Source organism: Bradyrhizobium sp. USDA 4502 (assembly GCF_054063355.1).
Genome location: NZ_JBSSGF010000001.1, coordinates 7,580,908 through 7,604,053, shown reverse-complemented (window position 1 = coordinate 7,604,053; position 23,146 = coordinate 7,580,908). Strand labels below are relative to the sequence as shown.

Genomic DNA, 23,146 nt, shown 5'->3' with positions numbered 1-23,146 from the left:
TTACGCCGCCCGCTGTGTCAGCCGTGAAACGGCGTCCGCGACGTTGGCGAGCGACGAGAAGGTCCGTCGCGTGAGCATCGCCTCGGGAAATTCGATGTTGAACTCTTCCTCAAGCGCCAGCATCACCTGCACCGTGGCGAAGGATGTCAGTCCTGCGTCATAGAGATTCGTGTCGTCGGTGATTGTGTTGAAATCCAGCGAAATCATCGGCTGCTGCTCGAGCAGCGCGCGGATACGATCAATCATTGGTTGCCCCACCTGTCATTGAAGTTCTTATGCGGCGGCAATAGCGCAACGACGGCAACCGCGGCGTTAACGCCGGAACGACAATGTTACAGACAGCTAACGATCGGTAACGAGCGCCGGCAAAAGTCCAGCATTTGCTGTCCGGGCGGGCGTACCTGATGCGAGCCCTTGTCCGCTTCGCACAGAACGACGCGGCGAGGCTGCCCGCAACTGTCGTCGCGCCGGTCCCGTTTCGGGTGGGAACCCAAACAAGCCGATGAAACCCAACATCAAATTCCCATCGCGCGATCGTCCGACAGACGCGAACGGCGAAATGATCGAGAGGGCGTTCGCGGACCGCGGGGGCGGGCCCAGAAGCCTTCGCCGGATACCGCCTGCTGCCCCGCGGCTGAGCAGAATTGTGTCCGGAGTTAGCCGTGCCTGCGTTCTAGACAGGCCTGACCATATTTTAGGCGCGGCGGAATAGCGCAGGGGCACCTCCCACCCGTAAAGCGGGAAAAGATCCGGATTCATAATCCATTAGCGAACTCCGGCCGTTTGGCACGGCATTTGATTCTAAGGGTCCAGGCTGTGCCCGCGTAGTGGATGTCCTCCGCGTGGTGAACCTCAGTCGAAACTCCCGGTGTTGATTCGCACCGGGCCCAAGCGGGGATAGGACTCATGAAAATTGTTATGGCGATCATTAAGCCATTCAAGCTCGAAGAGGTCCGTGACGCCCTGACCGCCATTGGCGTTCACGGTCTCACGGTGACGGAAGTCAAAGGCTACGGCCGTCAGAAAGGCCACACGGAAATCTATCGCGGCGCCGAATATGCCGTGAGCTTCCTGCCGAAGATCAAGATCGAGGTCGCGGTCAATTCCGATCAGGTCGACAAGACCATCGACGCCATCACCTCCGCCGCCAAGACCGGCCAGATCGGCGACGGCAAGATCTTCGTCATCAGCCTCGAACACGCCGTGCGCATCCGCACCGGCGAGGCCGATGCCGCGGCCCTCTGATTTCGCGCTCAAACCTTAAAGACCTCAGGAGTGAAATAACATGACGTTCAAGCGTCCCTATGGCGCGGGACTGGCGGCCCTTGCAGTCGGCCTGTTCGCCGCGACCGCCGCCTACGCCGAGCCGACCGTCAACAAGGGCGACAACGCCTGGATGCTGACCTCGACGGTGCTGGTGCTGCTGATGACCATCCCGGGCCTCGCGCTGTTCTATGGCGGCCTGGTCCGCTCCAAGAACATGCTCTCGGTGCTGGCGCAGGTGTTCTACACGGTCTGCCTCGTCACCGTGCTCTGGGCCCTCTACGGCTACAGCCTCGCTTTCACCGGCGGTTCCGACTTCATCGGTGGCTTCTCCAAGGCCTTCCTGATGGGCGTCACGCCGGACTCGAAGGCGGCGACCTTCTCGGTCGACGCCAACATCTCGGAACTCATCTATATGTGCTTCCAGATGACGTTCGCGGCGATCACGCCGGCCCTCATCGTCGGCGCCTTCGCCGAACGCATGAAGTTCGCGGCGATCGCGCTGTTCATCCCGCTCTGGGTGACGCTGATCTATTTCCCGATCGCGCACATGGTCTGGTACTGGCCGGGCCCGGACGCGATCCAGGATGCCGCCAAGGCGCTCGCCGCCGCGGCTGACGGCGCGGCCAAGACCGCGGCGCAGGCCAAGCTCGACGAGATCAACGCCGATGCCGGCTGGATCTTCAAGAAGGGCGCGATCGACTTCGCGGGCGGTACCGTCGTGCACATCAACGCGGGTATCGCCGGCCTGGTCGGCGCGCTGCTGATCGGCAAGCGGACCGGCTACGGCAAGGAGCTGATGGCTCCGCACTCGCTGACCATGACCATGATCGGCGCCTCGCTGCTCTGGGTCGGCTGGTTCGGTTTCAACGCCGGCTCCAACCTCGAAGCCAATGGCGGCGCGGCGCTCGCCATGACCAACTCCTTCGTGGCCACTGCCGCGGCGGCGCTGGCCTGGATGTTCGCGGAATGGATCATCAAGGGCCACCCCTCGCTGCTCGGCGCGCTCTCGGGCGCGGTCGCGGGCCTCGTCGCGGTGACCCCGGCGGCCGGCTATGCCGGTCCGATGGGCGCCATCGTGCTCGGCCTCGTGGTCGGCGTGGTCTGCCTGTTCTTCTGCACGGTCGTGAAGAACGCGCTCGGCTATGACGACTCGCTCGACGTGTTCGGCGTCCACTGCGTCGGCGGCATCGTCGGCGCGCTCGGCACCGGCATCCTGGTCAACCCGGCGCTCGGCGGTGCAGGCATCATCGACTACACCGCGATCCCGCCGAAGGTCGCCGATTACGACTTCGCGGCGCAGATGATCTCGCAGGTTTGGGGCGTCTGCACCACGCTGGTGTGGTCGGGCATCGGTTCGGCGATCCTCTACAAGATCGTCGACGTGATCGTCGGCCTGCGCGCCAACGTCGAGACCGAGCGTGAAGGCCTCGACATCACCGAGCATACGGAGCGCGCCTACAACATGTAAAATTAACGGCCCTTGAGGGCCGTTAATTTGGGTTCTCCCGGGACTCTGGCTCCCTCCGGGGCCGGGTCCAGAACTACGGTTCGGGCACATACCCGGCAATGTCCGGACCGTTGAGGGGCTCCAGCGCAAGCTGGGGCCCCTTTCTTTTTTCCGCGGCTTGAGAAAATATTGTCGGAATTGCCTGCCATTGTGGAATGACAGGCCACAAACAACGAAAACGGGAGGACGTCATGAAGGTGCAGGGCAGATGCTATTGCGGCAATGTGCGCTATGAGGCCGAGGGCGAGCCGATGATGGCGGCGCAGTGCCTGTGCCGGGAATGCCAGTACATCACGGGCGGCGGACCGAACATGTTCATGGCAATGCCGACCACCGGCTTCAAATACACCGCCAGCGAGCCCAAGCAGTTCACCCGCAAGGATCTCGACCGCGCCGTGACGCGGGAGTTCTGCCCGGAGTGCGGCACGCATCTCGTGACCAAGGTGCCGGGCCTGCCCGCCACCATCCTGAAGGTCGGCACCTTCGACGACCCCTCGGTGTTCGCCCCGCAGATGACGATCTACACCTGCGACAAGCAGACCTTCCACCACCTGCCCGAAGGCAAGCCGTCGTTCGAGAAGCTGCCGGCGCGGTAGAGGTCACCCATCGCGCGCGTAGCCCGGATGGACCGGCAAATTCGAATCGTCATGGCCGGGCTTGCCCCGGCCATCCATCCCGCTTCGCAAGATTCTGGCCTAGTCGATGGATGCCCGGGTCAAGCCCGGGCATGACAAGTTGTGGGTCACGCCATCGAGCCGCGTCAGTTGATCAAAACTTCCTCATCCGGCAGCTCGCTCGGTGCACCGTCGCGCAAATAGCATTCGAGAATGTCTGCAAGCGACAGCGGCGTGAGGCGCTCGCTCGCACCGGATAGGTCGGCGATCGGCCACCAGCGGAAGCAATCGAGCACCTTTGCCTCGGCCTCGTCGGCCATCACGGGAGTGAAGCGATCCGCGTGAACGATCCGGTATTCCTCTTTCTGGGAAATCCGCCTGCCGCCCCAGTTGAAGGTGTGGTGCCGCCGCCAGACGGCGGGCCCGGGCTCGAAATCGATCAGCCCCAACTCCTCGGCCAGTTCCCGCTGCAGCGTCGCTTCAGCCGTCTCGTCGCCCTCGACGCCGCCGCCCGGCGCGATCCAGAAGCAGTCGCCGCCCTGCGAATCCGCATCAGCAGGACTTCGCGCTCGCCGGTGATGATGAGCGCCCGGACGGCGCGGCGGTGGATCATGTCTCGGAGCAATTTCGATGCGGTGCCTTGGGATCTGCGCTGATATCACGCGTCGGCCGATCGTGCCGCGCCGCCGATGGTTAATCGCGTCTTAACCTCGCCCTATCTATGGTGATTTGATCGGTTTACGGTCGGCGCCCCTACCCTCCGACCGCAGTGAAAGTGCTGGCATTTCAATCATGGCAATGACCGCCTCATCCGGCTTGGCGCAGGGCGCCGGCGATGTCGCATCCGCCGGCCAGGCCGAGCGTTCCCCTTTCCTGCGTACGACCGAGCTGCTGGCGCCGTATCAGCCCGCCAAGCCCTTGATTACGTTGTCATTAGGCGAGCCGCAGCACCCGGTGCCCGATTTCGTCGGGCCGGTGCTGGCAAAACATACCGCCGAGTTCGGCCGATACCCGATCGCCAAGGGCATCGAACCGTTCCGCCGCGCCGTCGCGACCTGGCTGGGAAGCCGGTTCCAGTTGCCGCGGCCGGTCGATCCGGAGAGCGAAGTGATGGTGCTGAACGGCAGCCGCGAGGGGCTGTTCTTTGCCGCGATATCAGCCTCGCGCTACGTCGCGCCGCGCAAGGGCCGGCCGGCGATCCTGATGCCGAACCCGTTCTATCCGGCCTATGGCGCCGGCGCCCGCGCGGCCGGCTGCGAGCAGATCTACCTGCCGACGACGCTCGGCAACGGCTTCCTGCCCGACCTTGATTCGATCGACGAGGCGACGCTGGCGCGCACCGTCGCGTTCTTCATCGCCTCGCCCGCCAATCCGCAGGGCTCGGTCGCCTCGCGCGCCTATTTCACGCGACTGAAGGAACTCGCCGATCGCTTCGGCTTCATCATCCTGAGCGACGAGTGCTATTCGGAGATCTACACCCGCGAGGCGCCGGGCAGCATTCTGGAATGCGCCGGTCCCGACTTCAGCAATGTCGTGGCGTTCCAGTCGCTGTCGAAGCGCTCGAACCTGCCGGGCATGCGCGTCGGCTTCGCCGCGGGCGATAGAAAGTTTCTGGCCGCATTCCACGAGCTGCGCAATGTCGCCGCACCGCAGGTGCCGGTGCCGCTGCAGCATGTCGCGGTCGCCGCCTATAGCGACGAGGCGCATGTCGAGGAGAACCGCCGGCTCTATCGCATCAAGTTCGATTTCGCCGACCAGATCCTCGGCAACCGCTACGGCTACAAGCGTCCCGCCGGCGGCTTCTGCGTCTGGCTCGACGTCTCCGAGCGCGGCGGCGACGAGGCTGCGGCGGTCAGGCTCTATCGCGACGCCGGCGTGCGCGTGATTCCCGGCAGCTATCTGGCGCGCCAGCAGACCGACGGTTCCAATCCGGGCGCGGGCTATATCCGCCTCGCGCTCGTCTCCGACAGTGAATCGACGGCCGAGGCGATGCATCGCCTGGTCGAAACCCTGGGTTAATCGCGAAGCGCGAAGATTGAGTATGCCAGCGATCGAACGTGTCATCCCCCTGGTCGGCCATCTGCCGCTCTCGCTCCGCGAGGCGCTGGCGCGACGGCTGCGCGAACTCACCGGGCTCGGCCTGATCGCGCTGTCCGGCGCCATCACGGCGGCGCTGATGACCTGGTCGGTGCAGGATCCGTCGCTGAGCCACGCCACCTCGCGCGCGATCCGCAACGTGCTCGGCTATCCCGGCGCGATCGGCGCCGACCTCCTGATGCAGATTCTCGGCCTCGGCGCGATCATGCTGGTGCTGCCGGTCGCGGTATGGGGCTGGCGGATGCTGACGCATCGCCCATTCGACCGCGAGGCGTTGCGGCTCGGCTGCTGGATCCTGTGCACCGTGATCGCGGCAGGCTTCGCCAGCTGCTGGCCGCACAACACTGCGTGGCCGCTGCCGACCGGGCTCGGCGGCGTGGTCGGCGACGCGCTGCTGCGTGCACCGGCCGTCGTGTTCGGCCCGCCCGGCTTCATCTATCGCGTCGTGCTCGGCCTGATCCTGTTCGTCGCGATGGCGGCAAGCTTCCTGTTCGCCTGCGGCTGGGGCGCCAAGGAGCAGGACGACGAGCTGACGCCGATCTCCGACGATGACGAGCCGTTCGTCGAGGACGAAGACAACGACCGCAGCTCGGTCTCGCTGGGCTGGCTGTTCCATGCGCTGATGAGCGCGAAAGCGCGGCTCGGCTGGCTGCTGACCACCGCCTACAAATCGCTGGTCTCGAGCGGAGCCCAGGGCCGCAGCGCCGCGTTCGAGCGCCAGGAGCCGAATATCGGCGGCGGCCGCTCGGCGCCCTCGATCGCGCCCGCGCATGAAGACCATGATGAGGACGAAGCTGAAGCTTTCGACGACGATGAGGAAGAGGAGGACGAGGAGGACGAAGCTCCCGCCGCCCGCGCCCCGCGCAAGAAGGCCGAGCCGAAGCCGAAGAAGAAGAATTCCGACAAGTTCGAGCTGCCCTCGGTCTCCGTGCTCAGTGCGCCGAAGGCCAGCGATCGACAGCCGCTGAGCAAGGCCGAGCTCGAAGCCAATTCGCGCTCGCTCGAGGGCGTGCTGCAGGACTTCGGCGTGCGCGGCGAGATCGTCAAGGCCAATCCCGGCCCGGTGGTCACGCTGTACGAGCTCGAGCCGGCGCCCGGCATCAAGTCGTCGCGCGTGATCGGGTTGTCCGACGACATCGCGCGCTCGATGAGCGCGCTGTCGGCCCGCGTCGCGGTCGTCGCCGGCCGTAACGCGATCGGCATCGAGCTGCCCAACGCGCATCGCGAGAAGGTCTATCTGCGCGAGCTTCTGGTCGCCAAGGAAAGCGTCGATTCGGTTGCGAAGCTGCCGCTGTGCCTCGGCAAGACGATCGGCGGCGACCCCGTCATCATCGATCTGGCGCGCACGCCGCATATGCTGATCGCCGGCACTACCGGCTCCGGCAAATCGGTCGCGATCAACACCATGATCCTGAGCCTGGTCTACCGGCTGCGGCCGGATCAATGCCGCCTGATCATGGTGGATCCGAAGATGCTCGAACTCTCCGTCTATGACGGCATCCCGCATCTGTTGACGCCCGTCGTCACCGATCCGAAGAAGGCGGTGGTGGCGCTGAAATGGGCCGTGCGCGAGATGGAAGAGCGCTACAAGCGGATGGCCAAGCTCGGCGTGCGCAACATCGACGGCTACAATGCGCGCCTCGTCGAAGCCAAGGCCAAGGGCGAAGAGCTGACGCGCACCGTCCACACCGGCTTCGACAAGGAGAGCGGCAAGGCGATCTACGAGGAAGAGAAGCTCGACCTCGAGCCGCTGCCCTACATCGTCATCATCGTCGACGAGATGGCCGACCTGATGATGGTCGCCGGCAAGGACATCGAAGGCGCGGTGCAGCGCCTCGCGCAGATGGCGCGCGCCGCCGGCCTGCATGTCATCCTCGCCACGCAGCGTCCGTCGGTCGATGTCATCACCGGCACGATCAAGGCGAACTTCCCGACCCGGATCGCCTTTCAGGTGACGTCGAAGATCGACAGCCGCACCATCCTTGGCGAGATGGGCGCCGAGCAGCTGCTCGGCCAGGGCGACATGCTCTACATGGCGGGCGGCGGCCGCATCAGCCGCGTGCACGGCCCGTTCGCCTCGGACGAGGAAGTCGAGAAGGTCGTGCGTCACCTCAAGACGCAAGGCGCACCGGAATATCTCGAAGCCGTCACCGCGGAAGAGCCGACCGACGAGGACGGCGCCGTGTTCGATGCCACCGGCATGGGCGGCGACGGCGGCGGCGATCTGTTCACGCAGGCGGTTGCGATCGTCAAGCGCGACCGCAAGGCGTCGACCTCCTACATCCAGCGCCGGCTGCAGATCGGCTATAACCGCGCGGCCTCGCTGATGGAGCGGATGGAACTTGAGGGCATCGTCGGCCCGGCGAATCACGCCGGAAAGCGCGAAATCCTGGTCGGGGAGGAAGAAGGCCAGTTCTGATCGGGGGCGATCATCACGGAAAAACCATATCTCCCTCGGAAGAGGCGGGATAAAATCCGGCGCAGCGGGACGAGCGTCGAACAGAGACCTGACATATCTGATGGCAAAACACCTCATTGACCGCGGCACGCGCACCGCGCTGGCTCTTCTCGTCACCGCCGCGATCGCCGGCGCTGCGACTGCGCAGAATGCGCCGCCCCCGAAGCCCGCACCCAACGCCGGATCCAAGGCTGCGCCAAAGAAGGACGCCGGCGCGCAGACCAATGCGGACAAGGGCCCGACCACGACGGGCGCCACCCAGGCACCGCCGAACCCGGTGATTCCCGATCCGCGCCGCAACGTGCCCGCCAACATCTTCCAGACCTTCGACGCCAACCAGAAGGCGCAGGCCGCCAAGGTCTCGGCCTATCTCTCGTCGCTGCAAACGCTGGTCGGAAATTTCGTCCAGGTCGGCCCCGACGGCACCAAGACCAAGGGCGATTTCTACATCCAGAAGCCCGGCAAGCTGCGCTTCGAATATGACGATCCGAGCCCGATCGAGGTGATCGCCGACGGCTCCTCGGTCGCGGTGCGCGACCGCAGGCTCGCCACCCAGGACGTCTATCCGCTGTCGCAGACCCCGCTGCGCTATCTGCTGTCGGACCGCATCGACCTGATGAAGGACACCAACGTCATCAGCGTCACCGCCGACGACGTGTTCGTCAGCATCACGATCGAGGAAAAGCAGGCGCTGGTCGGCACCAGCCGCTTCCTGCTGATGATCGGCGCCAAGGACGGCAAGCTCAAGCAGTGGACCGTTACCGACCCGCAGGGCTACGACACGACAGTTGCGGTCTACAATCTCGACGCGACGCAGAAGCCCGATCCGGCGCTGTTCAAGATCGACTTCACGACCTATCCCGGCACCTCGCCGGGCTGACCGCCTTTCCTTCTCCCTCGCCCCGCTCTTGCGGGGTCGAGACGAGCGAAGCTCGCTCTTGGAGGGTTGGGGTGAGGGGCTGCCTCCAGGAATCCGAAAGACGCGAGTACGCGGTGAGTCCCCCTCACCCGGATCACATTGCGCTTCGCTCCATGCGATCCACCTCTCCCCGCAAGCGGGGCGAGGTGGGAGCCTCCCTGTGGACAATTGAAATCCGCACCGAGAACCGTGCTAAGACGCACCTCTCATGCGGTTCTCCGTCACCACCTGGAATATCAACTCGGTGCGCCTGCGCATCGACACCGTCGCCAAGTTCATCAAGAGCGCGCGGCCGGATGTGCTGTGCCTGCAAGAGACCAAATGCATCGACGATGCGTTTCCGCTCAAGCGCTTCAAGCGGCTCGGCTATGAGCACGTCGCGCTGAACGGACAGAAGGGCTATCACGGCGTCGCCATCGTCTCGCGCCTGCCGTTCGAGACGACCGACATCAGGACGTTCTGCGACAAGATCGATTCACGACACATCTCGGTGTCCTTCGGCGAGAAGGCGCAGCTGTCAAAGCCACTGGTGCTGCATAATTTCTACGTGCCGGCCGGCGGCGACATTCCCGATCCCGCGCTCAATCCGAAATTCGAGCACAAGCTGCAATTCCTCGACGAGATGAAGGCCTGCGAGCCGCTGCATCCGCGCGGCGACGACCGTCACATCCTGGTCGGCGACCTCAACGTCGCGCCGCATGAGAACGACGTGTGGTCGCACAAGCAGCTGCTCAAGGTGGTCTCGCACACGCCGGTCGAGACCGAGAAGCTGCTCGCCGCGCAGGCGCATGGCGAATGGTTCGACATCGCGCGCGAGCGGATCCCGATGTCGGAAAAGGTCTACACCTGGTGGAGCTACCGCGCGGCGGACTGGACCGTCGGCGATCGCGGCCGACGGCTCGATCACATCTGGGTCTCGCGCGCGCTGAAGGATCAGGTCAGCGATTTCAAGATCACCCGCGACGCCCGCAGCTGGGAGCGCCCGTCGGACCACGCGCCGGTGACGGCGGTGATGGAGGTCTAGAGTTGTCGTCCCTGCGAAAGCAGGGACCCATAACCACAGGGTCCTGAAATTGGCAAAGCCGTCGACCCGCGTGCCCAAAGATGGGCCGCGGCGTATGGGTCCCGGATCGCGCTCGCGATGCTCGCTTGTCCGGGACGACGAGGCACTACGTGCTCAGCTTCCCGCCCGCCATCAGGATATCGCTTGCGAGCTGGCTGGTGCGCAGCGCGAGCTCGTCGCGCAGCCGAAGGGCCGCGGCGGGATCGCTTTCCAGCACGCGCTGGAACAGGCTGCGCGCGACTCGGATCACCGAGCCGCGCTCCAGCGCGGTGGCGGTCGATGGCCGCTTCATCGCGACGATCAATGCGAGCTCGCCGATCAGCGCGCCGGGACCGGCGATGATCTCGGCGCCGCCTTCCTCGACGCGGAAGGTGCCGCGCTGCACGACATAGCCGGCGTCCGCGGCGTCGCCGGCCTTGAACAGCACGTCGCCTGCGTTGAAATCACGTTGCTCGGAGCCGATCGCCAGCATGCGCAAGGAGCTTTCGCCCAACAGACGCATTGTCGGGACCCGCTCGAGCAGGGCTACGTCATCATCGATCGACATTCAGGTCCGGTAACCGCGGTGCGCCTCGATTTCACGAATCGTTGAGCGCAAAGCGTATCACGGCACCAGCTTGTAGCCACCGGCTTCCGTCACCAGGATTTCCGGGTTGGCGGCGTCCTTCTCGATCTTCTGGCGGAGGCGGTAGATGTGGGTTTCCAGCGTGTGGGTGGTGACACCGGAATTGTAGCCCCAAACTTCCTGGAGCAGCGTCTCGCGCGACACCGGCATCTGGCCGGCGCGGTAGAGGAAGCGGAGGATCGCGGTTTCCTTCTCGGTCAGCCGCACCTTCCTGGCATTGGCGCCGGTCAGCATCTTCGAGCCGGGCCGGAACGAGTACGGACCGACCGAGAACACCGCGTCCTCGCTGGCCTCGTGCTGGCGGAGCTGCGCCCGGATCCGGGCCAGCAGCACCGCGAACCGAAACGGCTTCGCCACATAGTCGTTGGCGCCGGATTCGAGCCCCAGGATCGTATCGGAATCGGTGTCGTGGCCGGTCAGCATGATGATCGGAGCCTTGAAGCCGCCCTTGCGGAGCGAGCGGACCACTTCGCGGCCGTCGGTGTCGGGCAGGCCGACGTCCATCAGGACCAGATCGGGGGAATTGGCTTTGGCGGCAGTGGCGCCCTTGGCGCCGGTGTCGACTGCGGAGGCTTCGAATTCCTCGTGCAGCGACAGCTGCTCGACCAGCGTATCGCGCAGATCGGTATCGTCATCCACGATCAAGATCTTGCGGGCATTGGCCATAGGTACAATCCTTCGGGGGCGGGCGGTCAGAAGCAGAGGACGCTTATGGCCGTAACATCGGCTAGATATGTGTTCAGGTAGGCGATTGTTACCGATTCACAAGGCAACGCAGTCTACCTCAAATCCGGCGGGGCAGGACGTGAATGTCCTGTAATGCCGGGAGATAGGATGTTCTGAACCTCCAAGGCAAGCTCAGTTTGGAACGATTCTTAGGGGAAGGTCAGCTATTTCAATCACTTATATGACAGCCAAACGTGATCGCCCGCTCTCCATCATCGAGGTCCGAGCAGCCGCCGGCGACCCGCGCCGGGGCTGGCTGTCGGCCGACGGCTGGACCGTGCCGGTGGCGCTCGGGCGCGGCGGAATCCTCGCCAACAAGCGCGAGGGCGACGGCGGCACGCCGCGCGGCGTCTTCCATCCGCGCCAGCTCTGGTGGCGCGCCGACCGGCACCAGCGTCCGGCGACTTTCCTGCCGACCCGGCCGATCCGCCGCGAGGACGCCTGGTGCGAGGACCCCGCCGACCGTCACTACAACCAGCCGATCCGGCTCGATCGGATGCAAGGCGGCGACCGCCTGACTCGCGAGGACCATCTCTACGACTTCATTATCGAGATCGACCACAACGCCGCACCGCGCGTCGCCGGCCGCGGCAGCGCCGTATTCCTGCATCTGGCGCGGCCGAACTTTTCGCCGACCGCGGGCTGCGTCTCGATGACAAAGGCCTCGATGCTGCGGCTGTTGCGGCGGATGTCGCCGCAAACCCGGATCGTTATTGGGTAGGGTGGTGGAGTAGCTCAGCATCGGTTTTCCCACGCGACAGGCGCGACGCGTTTGTGCTGAGATTGCACACAACAGAAAATAATTCCCGCGGGAGTGAAAAAGCATGCTCGACAACGAAAAAATCGCGGCCGCCGCAAAAGTCCTGCACGATCACTGGCACGCGGGAACAAAACTCGGCGCGCTCGATGGCGCAATTCGGCCGCGCGATCGCGCCGAGGGCTATGCGGTGCAGGCCGGGCTGGAAAAGAAGTCGCGCGAAAAACTGTTCGGCTGGAAGATCGCGGCGACCAGCGCGGCCGGCCAGAAGCACATCAATGTCGCCGGACCGCTCGCCGGGCGCATCCTTGCCGAGACGGTGATACCGGATGGCGGCACCGCGTCGATGCAGGGCAACGAGATGCGCGTCGGCGAGCCGGAATACGCCTTCCGCATGGCGCGCGATCTCGCGCCGCGCACGACGCCTTACAGCGTGCAGGAGGTGTTGGAGGCCGTCGGCACGCTGCATCCGGCGATCGAGATTCCGGATTCGCGTTTCGCCGATTTCGCCTCCGCCGGCGAAGCGCAGCTGATCGCCGACAACGCCTGCGCGCATCTGTTCGTGCTCGGACCCGCAACGACAGCTGACTGGCGCGCGATCGACCTGGTCGAGGACCGCCCGGTCATCACGCTGCGCGGCGAGCGCTATATCGGCCATGGCAAGAACGTGCTCGGCGATCCCCGCGCAGCGCTCGCCTGGTGCGCCAACGAACTCTCCGCACTCGGGTTGACCTTGCGGGCAGGCGAGGTCGTCACCACCGGTACCTGCCACCCGCCGCTGCCGATCACCGCCGGCGATGAATTCGCCGCCGATTTCGGCGCGATCGGAAAAGTGTCGGTGCGGTTCGTGTAGGCCGCGCACGCGCCACACACACCGCTGTCGTCCCTGCGAAAGCACTAGCGTATATACATATCCTCCGCAGTCTTTCCGGAGTCTTCTCAAAGAGTTGGCCGAAAACCGCAGAGAACTTACTCATCTGCACTAGGGTTGCGCCCGCCGATTTCGGCTCTCGCCTAGTAGCTAACCCCTTGATGATGAGTCGGTTTTCTAGCCTCGAAGAGATGTGTAAATGCCCTAGTGCGAAAGCAGGGACCCATAACCACCGAAGTGAATTGTTGTCCGCCGATCTGGCCGCGTGTCCCATGCAATGGCCGCGGAGTATGGGTCCTGGCTTTCGCCAGGACGACACTAGTTATGCGGCACCGTCCGCGTCCCGAAGATCGCCGAGCCCACCCGCACGTGGGTCGCCCCCATCTGGATCGCCACCGCGAAATCCGCGCTCATGCCCATCGAGAGATTCGTCAGCCCGTTGCGCGCGGCGATCTTGGCGCAGAGCGCGAAGTGCGGCGCCGGCGCCTGGTCGACCGGCGGGATGCACATCAGTCCTGATATCTGCAGGCCGTAGGTGTCACGGCATGCCGCGATGAAGGTATCTGCGTCCTGCGGCGCGACGCCGGCCTTCTGCGGCTCCTCGCCGGTATTGATCTGGACGAACAGTTCCGGGTGCTTGCCTTGATTTTTGATTTCCTTGGCTAACGCTTCGCAAATGCTGGCGCGATCGACCGAATGGATCGCATCGAACAGCGCGACGGCCTCCTTGGCCTTGTTCGACTGCAACGGTCCGATCAGATGCAGCTGCAATCCCGGATGAGCCTGGGTTAGCGCCGGCCACTTGCCCTTGGCCTCCTGGACGCGATTTTCGCCAAATACGCGCTGTCCGGCGCCAATAATCGGCAAAATTGCGTCGGCCGCGAACGTCTTCGACACCGCGATCAAGGTCACCGACGCGCGGTCGCGCCGCGCTTCCTTGCAGGCATGCGCGATCTCGCGTTCGACGGCGGCTAGGCCATGTGGTGAATCGGCCGGTAACGGCGTGGTCGGGCTTTGCGTCATGCTTGTGCCGTTCTCTGACAGGTGCGGGGGGTTGGCTCGAATTTTACCAAATTCGGGAAAGGCTTTTTGAAGCCCTGCATTCTAACTTGCGCACGGGCAAGGGAATAGAATGTCGGGCGTCACTTTCAACCGCAACCGGGTCAGGCTCAAGAAGGTTCTGGGAATTCGTGCCCGGCTGGCCTTGCTTGCGCTGATGCTGGTCGCGCCCCTGATGCTGGACCGCGTCCGCACGCTGGAGGATTCCCGCAGCAAGCAGATCGCGCAGGCCGCGGCCGGCTATGCCAGCCTCACCGCGCATGCCGCGGAAACCCAGCGCGAGGTGGTCTCCTCGGTCGAGACCATGCTGAAATCCGCCGCCTATATCCGCGCCTCCGGCGGCATCGCGCAGAGCTGCGAGGTGCTGCGCGCCAGCCTGCCGACGGTACTGCCCTGGATCCGCAGCATCATGTTCGTCTCCAGGGACGGGCTGGTGCAATGCTCGACCCTCAACGTCCAGGTCGGCCTCAATGTCGGCGACCGCGAATATTTCAAGAAGGCGCAGGACAACCGCGGCTTCGTGTTCAGCGACTATCTGCGCGGCAGGACCAACGGCCGCCCGATGATGATGGCCGCCTATCCGGTCGCCGCGATCAATCCGGAGCAGGATGCCGTGGTGGTCGCCGGCATCAATATCGACTGGCTGTCGCAGATCATGGCCAATCTCGGCGGCCAGCCCGGCATGTCGGCCGTGCTGGTCGACTCTACCGGCGTCGTGATCGCCGCGCCCGCCGATCATGCGAGCCTGATCGGCCGCTCGCTCGACACCATCCCGCTGATGGCCGCGATCGCCGAGAAGGCGCTGAGCTATGACGAGCCGTCCGGCTCGGTGTCGTTCACGGCGTCCGACGGCGCACAGCGCACGCTGAGCTTCGCGCGCATCGCCGGCACGCAGTCCCGGCTGATCGTGAGCATGGACGAGGCCAAGGTGACGGCGGCGATCAACCGCGAGATCCGAACTGCCTATCTGCAGCTCGGCTTTGTCTGCCTGTTCGTCTTGTTGGGTGCGCTGGTCGGCGCCGAGCGGCTCGTCATCCATCCGATCGAGCTGATGACCGGCATGGCGCGGCGGTTCGGCGAGGGCGACTGGTCGGCGCGCGTCGCCAAGCACAAGCTGCCGGCGGAATTCGTGCCGCTGGCGCGCGCCTTCAACGCCATGGCGGCGCAGCTCAGCCAGCGCGAGCGCGAGCTCGTCGCCTCCAACGATCGTCTCACCGTGATGGCCTCGATCGACGCGCTGTCCGGCCTCGCCAACCGCCGCGGCTTCCAGAGCCGGCTCGACTTCGAATGGATGCGGGCGCAGCAATATGAATGCGAGCTGTCGCTGATGATGATCGATGTCGATCACTTCAAGCTCTACAACGACACCTACGGCCATCCCGAAGGCGATGCCTGCCTGACCCGAATCGGCGAAGCGCTGTCCGGGATCGCCGCCGACGCCATGGGCTTCGCCGGCCGCTATGGCGGCGAGGAATTCTGCCTCTTGCTGCCGAACACCGACGCCGCGCATGCGCTCGCGATCGGCGAGACGGTGCGCACCGCCGTGCTTGGCCTCGCCGTGCCGCATGCATCCTCGAGCCATTGCGTCGTCACCGTCAGCGTCGGCGTCGCGACGACCAGGCCGAACGAGACCCAGCGCCCCGGCGACCTGATCGAAGCTGCGGATGCCGCCCTCTACGCCGCCAAGCGCCGCGGCAGGAATGCCGTGATCGAGCACGGGTTCCTGCAGACGCTGGACGAAGCCGGGATGGCGCTGGCGAGTTGAGATCGTGCGTGATCGAGCCGCGCCATGAGCGCGGAACCATGACCATCGGCGACGCCGCATATTCAGCGTCGTCCTGGCGAAGGCCAGGACCCATTACCCCCACCGTTTATTATTGCGCGAAGCTGGGGCCACGATCCCTTCCTCGACAAAGCTCTGTGGTCCAGGCCTTCGCCAGGACGTCGAGAAGGCTGCAGACGGCGCCCCTGCGACAGCGGCAGGGCGGCTGCGCGAGGGGATGGGACGTTTGGAGGCCCAAGCCGTTGACCGCGCAGGCGCTTTTGTGGCCTAGTCCGCCGTCCCCGGACGGGGCCCGAAAATCACCCAGAGCCACCCAAAATCCCTGCGATTTCATGACCGCCGAACGCTATAACGCCCGTGAATCCGAGCCCCGCTGGCAGCGCCTGTGGGACGAAAAGGCGATCTTCGCCTCCAAGAACGACGATCCGCGGCCGAAATACTACGTGCTCGAGATGTTCCCCTATCCGTCGGGGCGCATCCATATCGGCCATGTCCGCAACTACACGCTCGGCGACGTGCTGGCCCGCTTCATGCGCGCCAGGGGCTACAACGTGCTGCACCCGATGGGCTGGGACGCGTTCGGCCTGCCGGCGGAGAATGCCGCGATCGAGCGCAAGGTGGCGCCGAAGGCCTGGACCTACGACAACATCGCCGCGATGAAGAAACAGCTGCGGTCGATCGGGCTGTCGCTCGACTGGTCGCGCGAGTTCGCGACCTGCGACCCCAGCTACTACAAGCATCAGCAGAAGATGTTTTTGGACATGCTGCGCGCCGGCCTCGCCGAGCGCGAGAAGCGCAAGCTGAACTGGGATCCGGTCGACATGACCGTGCTCGCCAACGAGCAGGTGATCGACGGCCGCGGCTGGCGCTCGGGCGCCGTCGTCGAGCAGCGCGAGATGAGCCAGTGGGTCTTCAAGATCACGAAGTACTCGCAGGAGCTCCTGGAAGCGCTGGATGGTCTCGACCGCTGGCCCGACAAGGTGCGGCTGATGCAGCGCAACTGGATCGGCCGCTCCGAGGGCCTGTTGATCCGCTTCGCGCTCGATGCGGCGACCACGCCGGCCGGCGAGAGCGAGCTGAAGATCTTCACCACGCGGCCGGACACGCTGTTCGGCGCCAAGTTCATGGCGATCTCGGCGGATCATCCGCTGGCGGTAGCCGCCGCCGCGAAGAACCCGAAGCTCGCCGAGTTCATCACCGACATCAAGAAGATCGGCACCGCACAGTCGATCATCGACACCGCCGAGAAGCAGGGTTTCGACACCGGTATCAAGGCGGTGCATCCGTTCGATCCGAACTGGAAGCTGCCGGTCTATGTCGCGAACTTCGTGCTGATGGAATACGGCACCGGCGCGATCTTCGGCTGCCCGGCGCACGACCAGCGCGACCTCGACTTCGTCAACAAGTACAATCTCGGCAATGTGCCGGTGGTCTGCCCCGAGGGCCAGGACCCGAAGACGTTCGTCATCACCGACGTCGCCTATGACGGCGACGGCCGCATGATCAATTCGCGCTTCCTCGACGGCATGACGATCGACGCGGCCAAGGAAGAGGTCGCCAAGCGCCTCGAGGCTGAGCTGCGCGGCAATGCGCCGGTCGGCGAACGGCAGGTGAATTTCCGGCTGCGCGACTGGGGCATTTCACGCCAGCGCTACTGGGGCTGCCCGATCCCGGTGATCCACTGCCCGACCTGCGACGTGGTGCCGGTGCCCGACGACCAGTTGCCGGTGACGCTGCCGGAGGATGTCAGCTTCGACAAGCCGGGCAACGCGCTCGACCATCATCCGACCTGGAAGCACGTCAGCTGCCCGAAGTGTGGCGGCAAGGCGGTGCGCGAGACCGACACGATGGACACCTTCGTGGACTCGTCCTGGTATTTCGCGCGCTTCACCGACCCGTGGAACGAGACCGCGCCGACCACGCCCGCGGTCGCCAACCGGATGATGCCGGTCGACCAGTATATCGGCGGCGTCGAGCACGCGATCCTGCATCTGCTCTACAGCCGCTTCTTCACCCGCGCGATGAAGGCGACCGGCCACGTCGACATGAGCGAGCCGTTCGCCGGCATGTTCACCCAGGGCATGGTGGTGCACGAGACCTACCAGAAGGCCGACGGCAGCTGGGTCACGCCGGCCGAAGTGAAGATCGAGGTTGGCGGCAATGGCCGCCGCGCGGTGCTGCTGGCGACCGGCGAGGACGTCGCGATCGGCCCGATCGAGAAGATGTCGAAGTCGAAGAAGAACACCGTCGACCCCGACGACATCATCGCGAGCTATGGCGCCGACGTCGCCCGCTGGTTCATGCTGTCGGACTCGCCGCCGGACCGCGACGTGATCTGGAGCGACGAGCGCGTGCAGGGCGCCTCGCGCTTCGTGCAGCGGCTGTGGCGGCTGGTGAACGAATCGGCCGAGATCGCCAGGACGGCGCCGGCGGCCCGGCCGGCGACGTTCGGGCCCGACGCATTGGCGTTGCGCAAGGCGGCCCATGGCGCGCTCGACAAGGTGTCGTCCGGCATCGAGCGGCTGCATTTCAACGTGTGTCTCGCCCATATCCGCGAGTTCGCCAATGCGCTGTCCGAGGTGCTGGCGAAAGGCGACAAGCCGGCGCCGGACCTTGCTCCAGATGTTTCTTGGGCCGTCAAGGAGGCGGCGACCATCCTGGTGCAGCTGTTTTCGCCGATGATGCCGCATCTGGCCGAGGAGTGCTGGGTGGTTCTGGGCCAGACCGGGCTGGTTTCCGAGGCCGATTGGCCGCAAATCGAGCGCGATTTGCTGGTTGAAGACAGCGTGACCCTGGTCGTCCAGGTCAACGGTAAAAAACGAGGTGATGTTACCGTGCCACGGGCGGCCCAAAATGCGGATATAGAGGCTGCCGTTTTGGCGCTCGATGCGGTAAAAGCCGCCTTGGGCGGCAAACCCGTCCGCAAGGTGATCGTGGTGCCCATGAGGATCGTCAATGTTGTCGGCTAGGATCAGGATCGCCGCCCGGCTCGTGGCCGTGGCCTCCTTGGCCGCGCTGACGGCCGGATGCTTCCAGCCGATGTATGCCGAGCGCACCCTCGACGGCCAGTCGTCCGCCCTGCGCGAAAAGCTGCTGGGCGTCGAGGTTCCGCCGGTCGACAAGCCGAACGCCTCGCGCGAGGCCCGGGTCGGCGTCGAGGTCCGCAACGCCCTCGCCTTCAAGCTCTACGGCACCGCCACCGGCGCACCGCCGACGCATCGGCTGGTGCTGCGGTTCAACACCAGCCGCTCCTCGCTGATGATCGATCCGGCCACCGCGCTGCCGACCAGCGAGAACTACGGCATCGACGCCCAGTTCAACCTGATCGAGATCGCGTCGAACAAGTCTGTCATGACCGGCACCACGTTCTCGCGCGTGTCCTACGACATGCCCGGCTCCTACCAGCGCTTCGCCCGCGCCCGCGCCTTCCGCGACGCCGAAGACCGCGCCGCGCAGGAGATCGCCGACAACATCCAGACCCGGCTCGCCTCCTTCTTCTCCACCGGAACCTGAGGCGGGAGGTCATTCCGGGGCGCGCCACCGGCGCGAACCCGGAATCTGGAGATGATGGATCGAGATTCCGGGTTCGCCTCTGACGAGGCGCCCCGGAATGACAGTTTAAGGCGAGATGGTCGCGCTTCGCGGAAAAGAGATCGACAGCTTCCTCGCCCGGCCTGACGCCGGCCGTCCGATCATCCTGCTGTACGGCCCGGACCTCGGGCTGGTGCGCGAGCGCGCCGACGCGCTGATGGCCTCCGCGGTCGACGATCCCAACGATCCATTCTCGCTGGTGCGGCTCGATGGCGACGAGCTCGCCGCCGAACCATCGCGGCTGGTCGACGAGGCCATGACGGTGCCGCTGTTCGGCGGCCGCCGCGCCATCCGCGTCCGCGCCGGCTCGCGCAACTTCTCAAGCGGCGTCGAGACGCTGACCGAGACCACGGCGCTCAGGGATTGCCGCATCGTGATCGAGGCCGGCGAGCTCAGGCCGGAATCGCCGCTGCGCAAGATCTGCGAGCGCGCCAAGAATGCAGTGGCGATCGGCTGCTATCCCGACACCGAGCGCGATCTGACCAAGCTGATCGAGGACGAGCTGCGCGTATCGAATCTGCGGCTCGCGCAGGATGCGCGCGCGGTGCTGATGTCGCTGCTCGGCGGCGACCGCATGGCCTCGCGCAACGAGCTGCGCAAGCTGGCGCTATTCGCGCACGGCAAGGGCGAGATCACGCTCGAGGACGTCATGACCGTGGTGTCCGACGCCTCCGAGCTGAAGCTCGATCCGATCGTCGACGGCGCCTTCGCCGGCAACGCCGCGCTGGTCGAGAGCGAGTTCACCAAGGCAATGGTCGCCGGCACCTATCCCGGCGTGATCATCTCGGCCGCGCAGCGCCAGGCGGCATGGCTGCACAAATCAGCGCTCGCGATCGCGGACGGCACGCCGGCGTCAGCCGTGCTCGAAGGCGGATTCCCGCGGCTGCACTTCTCGCGCAAACCCGCGGTCGAGATCGCGCTGCGCAATTTCACGCCGCCGCGGCTGGTGAACGTGATCGATCAGCTCGCCACCGCGGCACTCGACATGCGCAAGCAGGCCTCGCTCGCCGCCGTGATCGCGCAGCGCGCGCTGCTCTCGATCGCGGCGAATGCGAAGCGGCGGGGGTAAATTGAAGAAGTCATTCCGGGGCATGCGAAGCATGAACCCGGAATCCAGAGATGTTGAAAAAGAGATTCCGGGTTCGCGCTGACGCGCGCCCCGGAATGACGAAACCGCTAGCCGCCCTCGAGTCGCCGCACCACTTCGTCGAGCTGCTCGAGGTTGCGGTAGCTGATCTGGACGGTGCCGCCGGGATCGCGATGGCTGACGGTGACGGCAAGGCCGAGCGCATCGCTGACGCGCTTCTCGAGCGCCAGCGTGTCGGCATCCTTGTCGACCTTGGCCGCGCTGCCACTGCGCGCCTTCTGCGGCTTGCGCTCCGGCACGCCCTCCTCATGCGCCAGCGCCTCGGCCTGGCGAACGTTGAGACCCTCGGCGACGATGCGCTTCGCTGCAGCGAGCGGATCCGGCACGCCGATCAGCGCGCGGGCGTGGCCGGCGGAGAGATCGCCTTTCGAGATCAGCGCCTGCACCTCGACGGGCAGCTTGGTCAGCCGCATCATGTTGGCGACATGGCTGCGGCTCTTGCCGACGATCTTGGCGATGTCTTCCTGGCTGCGTTTGAACTCGTCGGCGAGCGCGTGATAGCCCTGCGCCTCTTCCATCGCATTGAGGTCTTCGCGCTGGACGTTCTCGATGATCATGATCTCGAGCGCGTCGGAATCAGAGACCTCGACCGGCACGATCGGCACTTCGTGCAGGCCGGCGAGTTGCGAGGCGCGCCAGCGGCGCTCGCCGGCGATGATCTCGTAGCGGTCCTGCGCGCCCTTGATCGCACGCACCACGATCGGCTGGATCACGCCGCGCTGCCTGATCGAATCGGCAAGCTCGCCGAGCTCGGTGTCGGCGAAGGTGCGCCGCGGGTTACGCGGGTTGGCCTTGAGGAATTCGATCGGCACCTTGCGCTGGTTGCGCGGCCGCTCGACATGCGCGGCCGCCTCGCCGCCGACATCTCCGATCAGGCTTGCCAGCCCGCGCCCCAGTCGCGAACGCGCTTCATCGGCCATTGTTGCGAGCTCCCTTGGATTCACACGCAGTACTCCAGACTTGAATTTCAAAAGAAACGTAGGATGGGTAGAGCGAAGCGAAACCCATCGCGGCTCGCAATGAGAGTGATGGGTTTCGCTTCGCTCTACCCATCCTACGCAACGTCAATGCGTGCGCAGCTCGCGCTCGCGCTGGATCACCTCGGTGGCGAGCTTGAGATACGCATCGCTGCCGGCGCATTTGAGATCGTAGACCAGGACCGGCTTGCCGTAGGAGGGTGCTTCCGAGATGCGCACGTTGCGCGGGATCATGGTGTCGTAGACCTTGTCGCCCATGAACTGGCGCACGTCGGCAACCACCTGGTTGGAGAGGTTGTTGCGCGAGTCGAACATGGTCAGCACGATGCCGTGGATCGACAGGTTCGGATTGAGCGTCGAGCGCACCTGCTCCACGGTCTGCAGCAACTGCGACAGACCTTCGAGCGCAAAGAACTCGCATTGCAGCGGCACCAGGATCGCGTCCGACGCCGCCATCGCATTCACCGTGAGCAAATTGAGCGAGGGCGGGCAGTCGATCAGCACGTAGGTGTAGTCGGCTTCCGGCGAGACATTGTTGTTCAATCCTGCGATCGCATCGCGCAGCCGGAACGCGCGGCCCGGCGTGGTGCCGAGCTCGAGCTCGAGGCCGGAGAGGTCCATGGTGGAAGCCGCGATGTGCAGCCGCGGCACCGCGGTCGCGACCACGGCATCGCGCAGCGGCGCTTCGCCGATCAGGACGTCGTAGGTCGAGCAGCTGCGGTTGCGGCGATCGATGCCGAGGCCGGTCGAGGCGTTGCCCTGCGGATCGAGATCGACGATCAGGACGCGCTCGCCAATCGCAGCGAGTGCGGTCCCAAGATTGATCGCTGTGGTGGTCTTGCCGACGCCGCCCTTTTGGTTGGCGAGCGACAGGATGCGCGGATGGCCAGGCGGCTGGGACGCCTTATCCTCTTGATAAACCTCGTCCATCACAGTCATACCAAAATACCATTTGCTCTCGCGGAGTCCCCTAGCGCCGCTCGATTGACCCGAGTTCGACGATCCAGCCCTGTCCGCCGGTCCGGCTGGAGTGTAGCTTTGGCTCAATAATCCAATATTTAGTGGCCTCGGTCAATTCGGCCTCTACATCTTGACCCTTCAAAAACAGCGCCTTGGCGCCCTTTTTGACCCACGGCTCCGCAAAGCCGATGAGTTGATGTAACGGAGCCAGCGCCCGCGCGGTGACGCAATCGATGGGCCCCGGGATTCTATCCACAGTATCCCCGATATCAGCCAGATGCACCGCCCCCGGGGACTCCGTCACCCGTATCGCCTCGCGCAAGAATGCCGCCTTCTTGGCGATTCGCTCAACCAAATGAATCGACGCGCCCGGAGTCTCGGCCAGCGCGCAGGCGAGCACGACACCGGGGAAGCCGCCGCCGCTGCCGAGATCGACCCACGACTTCGCCGTCGGCATCAGACTCAGGAGCTGCAGCGAATCGGAGACGTGGCGGGTCCAGAGGGTCGGCAGCGTCGATGGCGCGACGAGATTGGTCTTGGCCTGCCACGTGAGGAGGAGGGCGATGTAGCGGTCGAGCCGCGCCTCTGTTTCACGTGAAACAGGCGTCAGCGCGAGCGCCGCGGCCTTGTCCTTGGCGGAGACACTGAGTTCGGCGGATTGCGAAATTGAAGCCATTCTCTGGAATGCCGGTCGGGCTCGTCATTGCGAGCGAAGCGAAGCAATCC

General features: G+C 65.1%; 21 protein-coding genes. 13 read left to right on the top strand and 8 right to left on the bottom strand.

The genetic code is table 11. From position 1 onward, the window contains the following. Positions 1–246, bottom strand: a complete 246-nt coding sequence (locus tag ACVW1B_RS35410; protein WP_057020315.1) for an acyl carrier protein — start codon at positions 244–246, stop codon at positions 1–3. A gap of 660 nt (positions 247–906) precedes the next feature. Between ACVW1B_RS35410 and ACVW1B_RS35405 the strand changes: the two genes are divergently transcribed. The 3 genes from ACVW1B_RS35405 (at position 907) to ACVW1B_RS35395 (ending at position 3,369) form a co-directional block, all read left to right on the top strand. Beyond that, positions 907–1,245, top strand: a complete 339-nt coding sequence (locus tag ACVW1B_RS35405) for a P-II family nitrogen regulator (RefSeq protein ID WP_024583097.1) — start codon at positions 907–909, stop codon at positions 1,243–1,245. Between the two features lie 40 nt (positions 1,246–1,285). Next, positions 1,286–2,734 carry an ammonium transporter gene (locus tag ACVW1B_RS35400; protein WP_057020316.1) on the top strand — a complete coding sequence of 483 codons (1,449 nt, stop codon included), beginning with the start codon at positions 1,286–1,288 and terminating at the stop codon, positions 2,732–2,734. 230 nt (positions 2,735–2,964) lie between these two features. Then, positions 2,965–3,369: a GFA family protein gene (locus tag ACVW1B_RS35395; RefSeq protein ID WP_253605677.1), complete on the top strand. Its 405-nt coding sequence runs from the start codon at positions 2,965–2,967 to the stop codon at positions 3,367–3,369. 164 nt (positions 3,370–3,533) lie between these two features. Here ACVW1B_RS35395 and ACVW1B_RS35390 read toward each other — a convergent pair whose 3' ends face one another. Then, complete coding sequence (locus ACVW1B_RS35390) at positions 3,534–4,049, bottom strand: NUDIX domain-containing protein (RefSeq protein ID WP_253605679.1); 516 nt, start codon at positions 4,047–4,049, stop codon at positions 3,534–3,536. Positions 4,050–4,179: 130 nt separating this feature from the next. On the opposite strand from ACVW1B_RS35390, the gene ACVW1B_RS35385 reads away from it, so the two are divergent. From ACVW1B_RS35385 to ACVW1B_RS35370, 4 genes are all read left to right on the top strand, one after another. After that, the gene (locus tag ACVW1B_RS35385) at positions 4,180–5,406 is read left to right on the top strand and encodes an aminotransferase class I/II-fold pyridoxal phosphate-dependent enzyme (RefSeq protein WP_253605681.1); all 1,227 of its coding nucleotides are present in this window, start codon (positions 4,180–4,182) and stop codon (positions 5,404–5,406) included. Positions 5,407–5,422: 16 nt separating this feature from the next. Then, on the top strand, positions 5,423–7,903 hold the full coding sequence (locus ACVW1B_RS35380; RefSeq protein WP_253605683.1) for a DNA translocase FtsK: 2,481 nt from the start codon (positions 5,423–5,425) through the stop codon (positions 7,901–7,903). Between the two features lie 100 nt (positions 7,904–8,003). After that, positions 8,004–8,822 (top strand): outer membrane lipoprotein carrier protein LolA, encoded by an 819-nt coding sequence (locus ACVW1B_RS35375; protein ID WP_028335823.1) that lies wholly within the window; start codon positions 8,004–8,006, stop codon positions 8,820–8,822. Positions 8,823–9,069: 247 nt separating this feature from the next. Continuing rightward, the gene (locus ACVW1B_RS35370; RefSeq protein ID WP_253605685.1) at positions 9,070–9,885 is read left to right on the top strand and encodes an exodeoxyribonuclease III; all 816 of its coding nucleotides are present in this window, start codon (positions 9,070–9,072) and stop codon (positions 9,883–9,885) included. A gap of 145 nt (positions 9,886–10,030) precedes the next feature. On the opposite strand, the gene ACVW1B_RS35365 is transcribed toward ACVW1B_RS35370, so the two are convergent. After that, positions 10,031–10,471 (bottom strand): cyclic nucleotide-binding domain-containing protein, encoded by a 441-nt coding sequence (locus tag ACVW1B_RS35365; RefSeq protein WP_076833662.1) that lies wholly within the window; start codon positions 10,469–10,471, stop codon positions 10,031–10,033. A 57-nt stretch (positions 10,472–10,528) separates the two neighbouring features. After that, positions 10,529–11,215: a response regulator transcription factor gene (locus ACVW1B_RS35360; RefSeq protein WP_016841446.1), complete on the bottom strand. Its 687-nt coding sequence runs from the start codon at positions 11,213–11,215 to the stop codon at positions 10,529–10,531. A gap of 241 nt (positions 11,216–11,456) precedes the next feature. Here ACVW1B_RS35360 and ACVW1B_RS35355 point away from each other — a divergent pair, with 241 nt between their 5' ends. Together ACVW1B_RS35355 and ACVW1B_RS35350 are read left to right on the top strand one after the other, a co-directional pair. Further along, entirely contained in the window at positions 11,457–11,996 is a 540-nt protein-coding gene (locus tag ACVW1B_RS35355) for a L,D-transpeptidase family protein (protein WP_253605687.1), read from the top strand. A gap of 103 nt (positions 11,997–12,099) precedes the next feature. Continuing rightward, complete coding sequence (locus ACVW1B_RS35350) at positions 12,100–12,885, top strand: 2-keto-4-pentenoate hydratase (RefSeq protein ID WP_253605689.1); 786 nt, start codon at positions 12,100–12,102, stop codon at positions 12,883–12,885. A gap of 336 nt (positions 12,886–13,221) precedes the next feature. Here the strand turns inward: ACVW1B_RS35350 and ACVW1B_RS35345 are convergent, their stop codons facing one another. Continuing rightward, positions 13,222–13,926: a YggS family pyridoxal phosphate-dependent enzyme gene (locus ACVW1B_RS35345; protein WP_253605691.1), complete on the bottom strand. Its 705-nt coding sequence runs from the start codon at positions 13,924–13,926 to the stop codon at positions 13,222–13,224. A 109-nt stretch (positions 13,927–14,035) separates the two neighbouring features. Here ACVW1B_RS35345 and ACVW1B_RS35340 point away from each other — a divergent pair, with 109 nt between their 5' ends. The 4 genes from ACVW1B_RS35340 (at position 14,036) to holA (ending at position 20,405) form a co-directional block, all read left to right on the top strand. Then, positions 14,036–15,727 (top strand): sensor domain-containing diguanylate cyclase, encoded by a 1,692-nt coding sequence (locus ACVW1B_RS35340; protein WP_253605701.1) that lies wholly within the window; start codon positions 14,036–14,038, stop codon positions 15,725–15,727. A gap of 350 nt (positions 15,728–16,077) precedes the next feature. Continuing rightward, the gene (gene leuS / locus ACVW1B_RS35335) at positions 16,078–18,714 is read left to right on the top strand and encodes a leucine--tRNA ligase (RefSeq protein ID WP_253605703.1); all 2,637 of its coding nucleotides are present in this window, start codon (positions 16,078–16,080) and stop codon (positions 18,712–18,714) included. After that, a complete protein-coding gene (gene lptE / locus ACVW1B_RS35330) occupies positions 18,701–19,258 on the top strand; it encodes an LPS assembly lipoprotein LptE (protein WP_253605705.1) in 558 nt (185 codons plus the stop codon). The genes leuS and lptE overlap by 14 nt, the downstream gene beginning before the upstream one ends. Before the next feature lie 115 nt (positions 19,259–19,373). After that, positions 19,374–20,405, top strand: coding sequence for a DNA polymerase III subunit delta (holA, locus tag ACVW1B_RS35325; RefSeq protein ID WP_172646191.1), 1,032 nt, complete (start codon positions 19,374–19,376; stop codon positions 20,403–20,405). 107 nt (positions 20,406–20,512) lie between these two features. Here the strand turns inward: holA and ACVW1B_RS35320 are convergent, their stop codons facing one another. The 3 genes from ACVW1B_RS35320 to rsmG form a co-directional block, all read right to left on the bottom strand. Then, positions 20,513–21,403 (bottom strand): ParB/RepB/Spo0J family partition protein, encoded by an 891-nt coding sequence (locus tag ACVW1B_RS35320; RefSeq protein WP_057020329.1) that lies wholly within the window; start codon positions 21,401–21,403, stop codon positions 20,513–20,515. A gap of 144 nt (positions 21,404–21,547) precedes the next feature. Further along, positions 21,548–22,399 (bottom strand): ParA family protein, encoded by an 852-nt coding sequence (locus ACVW1B_RS35315; protein WP_028335813.1) that lies wholly within the window; start codon positions 22,397–22,399, stop codon positions 21,548–21,550. 31 nt (positions 22,400–22,430) lie between these two features. Further along, the gene (gene rsmG / locus ACVW1B_RS35310) at positions 22,431–23,096 is read right to left on the bottom strand and encodes a 16S rRNA (guanine(527)-N(7))-methyltransferase RsmG (protein ID WP_253605707.1); all 666 of its coding nucleotides are present in this window, start codon (positions 23,094–23,096) and stop codon (positions 22,431–22,433) included. Between the last annotated feature and the right edge of the window lie 50 nt (positions 23,097–23,146).

Coding starts and splice junctions, on each gene's coding strand:
- ACVW1B_RS35410 (WP_057020315.1), bottom strand. CDS start 246: ATGATTGATCGTATCCGCGCGCTGCTCGAGCAGCAGCCGATGATTTCG.
- ACVW1B_RS35405 (WP_024583097.1), top strand. CDS start 907: ATGAAAATTGTTATGGCGATCATTAAGCCATTCAAGCTCGAAGAGGTC.
- ACVW1B_RS35400 (WP_057020316.1), top strand. CDS start 1,286: ATGACGTTCAAGCGTCCCTATGGCGCGGGACTGGCGGCCCTTGCAGTC.
- ACVW1B_RS35395 (WP_253605677.1), top strand. CDS start 2,965: ATGAAGGTGCAGGGCAGATGCTATTGCGGCAATGTGCGCTATGAGGCC.
- ACVW1B_RS35385 (WP_253605681.1), top strand. CDS start 4,180: ATGGCAATGACCGCCTCATCCGGCTTGGCGCAGGGCGCCGGCGATGTC.
- ACVW1B_RS35375 (WP_028335823.1), top strand. CDS start 8,004: ATGGCAAAACACCTCATTGACCGCGGCACGCGCACCGCGCTGGCTCTT.
- ACVW1B_RS35370 (WP_253605685.1), top strand. CDS start 9,070: ATGCGGTTCTCCGTCACCACCTGGAATATCAACTCGGTGCGCCTGCGC.
- ACVW1B_RS35365 (WP_076833662.1), bottom strand. CDS start 10,471: ATGTCGATCGATGATGACGTAGCCCTGCTCGAGCGGGTCCCGACAATG.
- ACVW1B_RS35360 (WP_016841446.1), bottom strand. CDS start 11,215: ATGGCCAATGCCCGCAAGATCTTGATCGTGGATGACGATACCGATCTG.
- ACVW1B_RS35355 (WP_253605687.1), top strand. CDS start 11,457: ATGACAGCCAAACGTGATCGCCCGCTCTCCATCATCGAGGTCCGAGCA.
- ACVW1B_RS35350 (WP_253605689.1), top strand. CDS start 12,100: ATGCTCGACAACGAAAAAATCGCGGCCGCCGCAAAAGTCCTGCACGAT.
- ACVW1B_RS35345 (WP_253605691.1), bottom strand. CDS start 13,926: ATGACGCAAAGCCCGACCACGCCGTTACCGGCCGATTCACCACATGGC.
- ACVW1B_RS35340 (WP_253605701.1), top strand. CDS start 14,036: ATGTCGGGCGTCACTTTCAACCGCAACCGGGTCAGGCTCAAGAAGGTT.
- leuS (WP_253605703.1), top strand. CDS start 16,078: ATGACCGCCGAACGCTATAACGCCCGTGAATCCGAGCCCCGCTGGCAG.
- lptE (WP_253605705.1), top strand. CDS start 18,701: ATGTTGTCGGCTAGGATCAGGATCGCCGCCCGGCTCGTGGCCGTGGCC.
- holA (WP_172646191.1), top strand. CDS start 19,374: ATGGTCGCGCTTCGCGGAAAAGAGATCGACAGCTTCCTCGCCCGGCCT.
- ACVW1B_RS35320 (WP_057020329.1), bottom strand. CDS start 21,403: ATGGCCGATGAAGCGCGTTCGCGACTGGGGCGCGGGCTGGCAAGCCTG.
- ACVW1B_RS35315 (WP_028335813.1), bottom strand. CDS start 22,399: ATGACTGTGATGGACGAGGTTTATCAAGAGGATAAGGCGTCCCAGCCG.
- rsmG (WP_253605707.1), bottom strand. CDS start 23,096: ATGGCTTCAATTTCGCAATCCGCCGAACTCAGTGTCTCCGCCAAGGAC.